Origin of the sequence: Jannaschia sp. Os4, from assembly GCF_016820245.1 — a bacterium.
Taxonomy (GTDB): Bacteria; Pseudomonadota; Alphaproteobacteria; order Rhodobacterales; family Rhodobacteraceae; genus Jannaschia.
The window spans coordinates 790644-797013 of sequence record NZ_JAFCAR010000001.1; the positions used below are offsets into that span (position 1 = coordinate 790644).

General features: G+C 72.2%; 6 protein-coding genes and 1 riboswitch. Of the genes, 3 read left to right on the forward strand and 3 right to left on the reverse strand.

The genetic code is table 11. The annotated features are described in order from the left end of the window. The first annotated feature begins 126 nt into the window (after positions 1 to 126). From petA to JQC91_RS04095, 3 genes are read left to right on the forward strand one after another with little or no spacing between them, the layout of a single operon-like run. Complete coding sequence (gene petA, locus JQC91_RS04085; RefSeq protein WP_203285475.1) at positions 127 to 690, forward strand: ubiquinol-cytochrome c reductase iron-sulfur subunit; 564 nt, start codon at positions 127 to 129, stop codon at positions 688 to 690. A gap of 12 nt (positions 691 to 702) precedes the next feature. Further along, positions 703 to 2067 (forward strand): cytochrome b N-terminal domain-containing protein, encoded by a 1365-nt coding sequence (locus JQC91_RS04090; protein WP_203285476.1) that lies wholly within the window; start codon positions 703 to 705, stop codon positions 2065 to 2067. Between the two features lie 5 nt (positions 2068 to 2072). After that, on the forward strand, positions 2073 to 2891 hold the full coding sequence (locus tag JQC91_RS04095) for a cytochrome c1 (RefSeq protein ID WP_203285477.1): 819 nt from the start codon (positions 2073 to 2075) through the stop codon (positions 2889 to 2891). A 124-nt stretch (positions 2892 to 3015) separates the two neighbouring features. On the opposite strand, the gene JQC91_RS04100 is transcribed toward JQC91_RS04095, so the two are convergent. Genes JQC91_RS04100 through JQC91_RS04110 form a run of 3 tightly spaced genes read right to left on the reverse strand, consistent with a single transcriptional unit; the run spans position 3016 to position 6176 of the window. Then, positions 3016 to 3699, reverse strand: a complete 684-nt coding sequence (locus JQC91_RS04100) for an ATP-binding cassette domain-containing protein (protein ID WP_343069896.1) — start codon at positions 3697 to 3699, stop codon at positions 3016 to 3018. Then, positions 3689 to 5203 (reverse strand): thiamine/thiamine pyrophosphate ABC transporter permease ThiP, encoded by a 1515-nt coding sequence (locus JQC91_RS04105; protein ID WP_238941258.1) that lies wholly within the window; start codon positions 5201 to 5203, stop codon positions 3689 to 3691. Before JQC91_RS04105 ends, JQC91_RS04100 begins: the two co-directional genes overlap by 11 nt. Before the next feature lie 7 nt (positions 5204 to 5210). After that, positions 5211 to 6176, reverse strand: a complete 966-nt coding sequence (locus JQC91_RS04110; protein WP_203285478.1) for a thiamine ABC transporter substrate binding subunit — start codon at positions 6174 to 6176, stop codon at positions 5211 to 5213. 25 nt (positions 6177 to 6201) lie between these two features. After that, a riboswitch (TPP riboswitch) is annotated at positions 6202 to 6304 on the reverse strand. Positions 6305 to 6370: the final 66 nt, after the last annotated feature.

The following is a 6370-nucleotide window of genomic DNA, read 5'->3' on the forward strand; positions in this document are numbered from 1 at the left end:
GACGTGCCGTCGCTGCGCGCGTTTGTCCGCTGGAACTTCGCCCTACGTTCAAGCTATAGGCCCGCGACCGCGCCCCGACTCCGTCCCGGGCGCATCGGCATCCTTTCGACGACGGGAGACGCCCACGTGGCACATACCGAAGAGCAGCAGGGCACCCGCCGCGACTTCCTGTACTACGCGACCGCCGGAACCGGCCTCGTGGTGACGGGCGCGGCGGTGTGGCCCCTCATCAACCAGTTGAACCCCTCGGCCGACGTGGTCGCGCTGGCCTCGATCGACGTCGACGTCGCCGACGTCGCCGAAGGCTCTCAGCTGACCGTGCAATGGCTCGGCAAGCCGGTGTTCATCCGCCACCGCACCGCCGAGGAGATCGAGGCGGCGCGCGGGGTCGAGCTGTCCGAGCTGCCCGACCCGCTCGCGGCCAACGACAACCTCGACGGCGCGGCGGCGGGCACGGACGAGAACCGCGCCCTCGACGAGGAGGGCCGCTGGCTCGTGATGATGGGCGTCTGCACCCACCTCGGCTGCGTGCCGCTGGGCGACGGCGCGGGCGACTTCGGCGGATGGTTCTGCCCCTGCCACGGCTCGCACTACGACACCGCGGGCCGCATCCGCCGCGGCCCCGCCCCGACCAACCTTCCCGTTCCCGTGGCCGCTTTCACGGGCGAGACCACGATCACCCTAGGCTGAGGAGGCCGACGCATGGCTGGCATTCCCCACGACCACTACGTTCCCGGCTCCAAGGCCGAGAAGTGGGTCGAGAAGCGGATCCCCGTGATCTCGCTGCTCTACGACACGCTGATGATCCCCACCCCCAAGAACCTCAACTGGATGTGGATCTGGGGCATCATCCTGACCTTCACCCTGGCGCTGCAGATCGTCACCGGCATCGTGCTGGTGATGCACTACGTGCCGCACGTCGACTACGCGTTCGCCTCCGTCGAGCACATCATGCGCGACGTGAACGGCGGGCACATGATCCGCTACATCCACGCGAACGGCGCCTCGCTGTTCTTCATCGCGGTGTACTTCCACATCTTCCGCAACCTCTACTACGGGTCGTACAAGGCCCCGCGCGAGATCACGTGGATCATCGGGATCCTGATCTACCTGCTGATGATGGCGACGGCGTTCACCGGCTACGTGCTGCCGTGGGGCCAGATGTCCTTCTGGGGCGCGACCGTGATCACCGGCCTGTTCGGCGCCATCCCGTTCGTCGGCGACGCGATCCTGACGACGCTGCAGGGCGGACCCGCCGTGGCGAACGACACGCTGGGGCGGTTCTTCTCGCTCCACTACCTGATGCCGTTCCTGATCGCGGGCCTGACCATCGTGAAGATCTGGGCCTTCCACTCGACCGGCAACAACAACCCCACCGGGGTCGAGGTGCGGCGCACCTCCAAGGAGGAGGCGCAGCGCGACACGCTGCCGTTCTGGCCCTACTTCGTGATCAAGGACCTGTTCGCGCTGGCCGTGATCCTCTTGGTGTTCTTCGCGGTCGTCGGCTTCATGCCGAACTACCTCGGCCACCCGGACAATTACATCGAGGCCAACCCGCTGGCGACGCCTGCGCACATCGTGCCCGAATGGTACTTCCTGCCGTTCTACGCGATCCTGCGCGCCTTCGACGGCGACGTCTGGCTGGTGATCGCGGTGGACTTCCTGACCGGCGGCCTCGTCGACGCGAAGTTCTTCGGCGTGATCGCGATGTTCGCGGCTATCGTGGTGATGGCGCTGGCCCCGTGGCTCGACACCTCGTCGGTCCGCTCGGGCCGCTACCGCCCGATGTTCAAGTGGTGGTTCTGGCTGCTCGTCGTCGACTTCTTCGTGCTGATGTGGTCGGGCGCCATGCCCGCCGAGGGGATCTACCCCTACATCGCGCTGATCGGGGCCGTGTACTGGTTCGCCTACTTCCTCGTGATCCTGCCGCTGCTCGGCGTGATCGAGAAGCCGCTGGCGCGCCCGGCGACCATCGAGCAGGCCTTCGCCGAGGACTACGGCAAGGGCGGCGGTACCGGGGACGGCATGCGCCTGCCCGGCGAGCGCGGCGCGACGCCGGCGGAGTGAGACCAATGAAGAAGATCATCACCACCCTGGCGGCGCTGGCCGTCTCGACCTCGGCGGCGCTGGCCGCCGGGGGCGACTACGAGGTCACCGACTACGCCTTCCCGTTCGAGGGCCCGTTCGGCACCTACGACCAGAACCAGCTCCAGCGCGGCCTCAAGGTCTACACGGAGATCTGCTCGGCCTGCCACGGCCTTAAGTACGTGGCCTTCCGCACGCTCGCCTCCCCCGCGGGGCCGGGCTTCACGGACGCGCAGATGAAGGCCTATGCCGAGCAGTACGAGGTCTTCGACGGCTCGCTGAACTTCGGCGAGGGCGACTTCCGCACCGCGACGGCGACGGACAACTTCCCGGCGAACAACTCCGTCGGCGCGCCGGACCTGTCGCTCATGGCGAAGGCCCGCGCGGGCTTCCACGGCCCCTACGGCCTCGGGACCAACCAGCTCTTCAGGGGCATGGGCGGGCCGGAGTACATCGCGTCCCTCCTCATGGGCTACACCGGCGAGGAGATGGAGCAGGCGGGCACCGTGCTCTACGAGAACACCGCCTTCCCCGGCGGCTGGATCTCCATGGCGCCGGTCATCTACGGCGACGACGTGGTCTTCGACGACGGCGCGCCCACGGACGCGGAGTCGATCGCCAAGGACGTCTCGGCCTTCCTGATGTGGACCGCCGAGCCCAAGCTCGCCGCCCGCAAGCAGACGGGCCTGATCGCGGTCATCATGCTCGGGCTGCTCGCGGTGCTGCTCTACTTCACCAACAAGGCCATCTGGGCCCCGGTGAAGGCGCATGCCCGCTACGGGACGCATGTCGACCCGGCGGAGTGACCCCCGCCCCCCCACACGATGAGGGCGCCCCGCGGGGCGCCCTTCTTCGTTCGGCCCTGCGGGCCGGCCCGCCGGGGGCTCTGCCCCCGGACCCCCGAGGTACTTTTGCCAAGATGAGGGTGCATCAGGCTCCCAGATAGGCGCGCAGGGCGGGTGGCGGGTCGGCCAAGGCCGCCCGCGCGTCTACCGGCGCGTGGGTTATGCCATCGGCCACGAGCAGCAGGTGATCCGCGATCCGTTCCGCGTCGGCGGGGTCGTGCGTCACCATCAGCACCCCCATCCCCCGCTCCGCCGCCGTCTCGGCCACGAGGTCCAGCATCTCCGCCCGCAGCGCCGGCCCCAGCGCGGCGAACGGCTCGTCCAGCAGGAGCCACGGGCGGTCCCGCAGCAGCGCGCGCGCCAGCGCCACGCGCGAGCGCTGGCCGCCGGACAGGTCGCGCGGCAGGCGCTCGCCGAGGCCCTCCAGCCCGACCCGCGCCAGCGCCGCGTCCCGCGCCGCCCGCCCCGCCGCGTCCAGCCGCGCGTCCGCGCGCAGCCCCAGCGCCACGTTCGTCGCCGCGTCGAGATGCGGGAACAGGTTCTCCTCCTGGAACAGGATCGACAGCGGGCGGTCCCCCGGCGCGCGGCCCGACACCTCCGCCCCGCCGATCTCGACGCGCCCCGCGACGGGCACGAACCCCGCGATCCCGCCCAGCAGCGTCGACTTCCCCGACCCCGACGCCCCCATCACCGCCGTGATCCCCGGCGGCACGGTCAGGTCGGCGGCCAGCGCGAAGCCGCCCCGGCGGAGGGTCAGGTCAAGCCGCACGCGACCCCCGCTCGAACGCGGCGAAGAGGCCCAGCGACAGCGCCACCAGCAGCAGCGCGGCGGCCATCGCCTCCTCCATCCGGTAGCTCCCCATCAGCTGATACATCGCCAAGGGCAGCGTCGCCTGCCCCGGCGACGCGAACAGCGCTATCACCCCGAGGTCCCCCGCCGCCAGCGCCCCCGCCAGCCCCGCCGCGTAGCCCAACGGACGCCGCAGCCGCGGCAGCCCGACCAGCCGCAGCCACGCGAGCCCCGTCATCCCCAGCGAGGCCGCCAGCCGCCCGAAGTCCCGGTCGAGGTCGCGCACCGCGGGCATCAGCGCGCGCAGCGCGAAGGGCAGCGACAGCAGCACGTTGACCAGCAGCGTCACCGGCAGCGCCAGCGCGACCGGGTTCGCCCACGGGCGCAGCAGCAGGAACAGCCCCGCCCCCAGCACGAGCGGCGAGGCGGTGATGACGGCCGTCCCCACCGCCTCGATCCAGCCCGTCCGCAGGGCCGCGAGGGCCAGCGCCAGCGCCGCCCCCGCCGTCAGCACCGCGCAGAGCAGCGCCACGGCCAGCGACCGCCCCGCCGCCGCCCAGACCGAGGCCGGCAGATCCGGCAGCGCGGGCACCCCCCGCCACAGGACCGCCCCCATCGGCGCGAGCAGGAACAGGCAGGCCGCCGCCACCGCCACCGCGTCCTGCGCGCGCAGCAGCGGCGTCCGGTGGTCCCACCGCTCCGCCACGCCGCCCAGCCCCGCGCCGAAGCCAGACGGCACCGCCAGCCGCAGGGCGAGCAGCGCGGCGCCCACGCCCAGCGCCAGTTGCAGCAGCGCCAAGGAGGCGGCGCGCCCGAGGTCGAAGTCGAAGCGGAACGCCTGATAGATCGCCAGCTCCACGGTAGTCGAGCGCGGCCCGCCCCCCAGCGTCAGCGCGACCGCGAAGGAGGTCGTGCAGATCAGGAACACCGCAAGCCAGATGCCCGGCCCCACCGCGCGCAGCAGGGGCCGCTCGATCACGCGCATCACGTCGCCCGGCCCGAAGCCCAGCGACGCGGCGAGGCGCAGCCGCTCCGGCGGCACCGACAGCCACGCCTGCAGCAGCAGCCGCGTGGCCAGCGGCAGGTTGAAGAACACATGCGCGAGGATCACGCCGCCCCAGCCGTAGAGCGGCCACTCCACCCCCAGCGCGGCCAGCCAGCCGGAGCGCCCGAACACCGCGACCAGCCCGAGGACGGCCACGATCACCGGCAGGATGAACGGCGCGCCCAGCAGCAGGACGACGGTCCCCCGCCCCGGAAAGGCCCGCCGCGCCAAGGCCCGCGCCACCGGCACCGCGAGCAGCAGCGACAGCGTGGCCGAGACGGCGGCCTGCCACAGCGTGAACCACAGCGCCCCACGGTCGCCGGGCGCCAGCGCGCCCAGTCCCTCGGCCCGCCAGACCACCGCGCCCACCGGCAGCACGAGCGCCGCGACGACCCCCGCCGCGACCCCCAGCCCCCAGCGGGCGCCGACGCCCGTCAACGGGGGCTCACCGCAACCCCGCCTCGAAGGCCGCCACCGCCGCGTCCCGCGCCGCCTCCGCCTCGGGCGAGGTCAGGTGGATCACCCGGTCGGGCATGTCGAGCGTCTCGAACCCCTCGGGCAGGTCGCCCGCCTGGGCGGCGGGGAAGGACCAGTTGCCCGTTGGGATGACCTCTTGGAACGCGGGCGTCAGCACGAAGTCCATGAAGGCCCGCGCCGCCTCGGGCGAGTCGGTGTCCGCCACCAGCCCCGCCGTCTCGACCAGCACGTAGTGCCCCTCGGGGAAGATCGCGGCCTTCACCGTGTCGTCGTCCTCGGCGATCAGGTGGTAGGCGGGCGAGGTCGTGAAGGACAGCACCATGTCCGCCTCGCCCTCGGTGAACATGCCGTAGGCCTCGGACCAGCCCGACGTCACGGTCACGATGTCGTCCCGCAACCCGCGCCAGACGTCCTCCGCCTCGGCCCCGAACACCTCGTGGATCCACAACGCCGTGGCGAGGCCCGACACGGAGGTGCGCGGGTCCTGTACCACGAGGCTCGGCCCGTCGTTCGCGATCAGGTCCGCGAAGGAGGCGGGCGGCTCGGCCAGCCGGTCCGTGTCGTAGACGAAGGCGAGATGGGACCAGTTGAACGGCAGGAACGTCTCGTCCGTCCACTCCACCGGCAGCGTCAGCGCCGAGGTGTCCACCCCGTGCGGCGCGAACAGCCCCGTGGCCCGCGCCCGCTCCGCGATGTCCGTGTCCAGCCCGATCACCACGTCCGCCTCGGTCCGCGCCCCCTCCAGCAGCAGGCGCGGCAGCAGGTCGCCGGTCACGTAGGTCAGGTCGTGGCCGGTGGCGGCCTCGAACGCCTGCTCGATGGCGGGGCCGGGCCCCCACTCGGAGGCGAAGTAGTCGGGGGCGTAGACGGTCAGCTCCTCGCCCGCGGATGCGGTGGCGAGCAGGGACAGTCCCGTGGCGATGGCGGCCTTCATGGCGATCCTCCAATGGCACGGGCGGGTGGAGGCTTGCGACCTTCCCTCCGCCGGTATGAGCCGGTTCAGGTTCGACGGGTTCGCATCGCTGCATCTCAGCCCGTGTCCGGGCACCCCGAGGTAGGACTGAGGTAGGGGAGCGGCGGGGGGCGGGGGCGCCGGGCGCGGGGGGGGGGGGGGGGGGGGGCGCCGCG

Bases quoted from the DNA above. Each gene is read 5' to 3' on its own strand.
- JQC91_RS04095 (WP_203285477.1), top strand. From the start codon at position 2,073: ATGAAGAAGATCATCACCACCCTGGCGGCGCTGGCCGTCTCGACCTCG.
- JQC91_RS04110 (WP_203285478.1), bottom strand. From the start codon at position 6,176: ATGAAGGCCGCCATCGCCACGGGACTGTCCCTGCTCGCCACCGCATCC.
- JQC91_RS04090 (WP_203285476.1), top strand. From the start codon at position 703: ATGGCTGGCATTCCCCACGACCACTACGTTCCCGGCTCCAAGGCCGAG.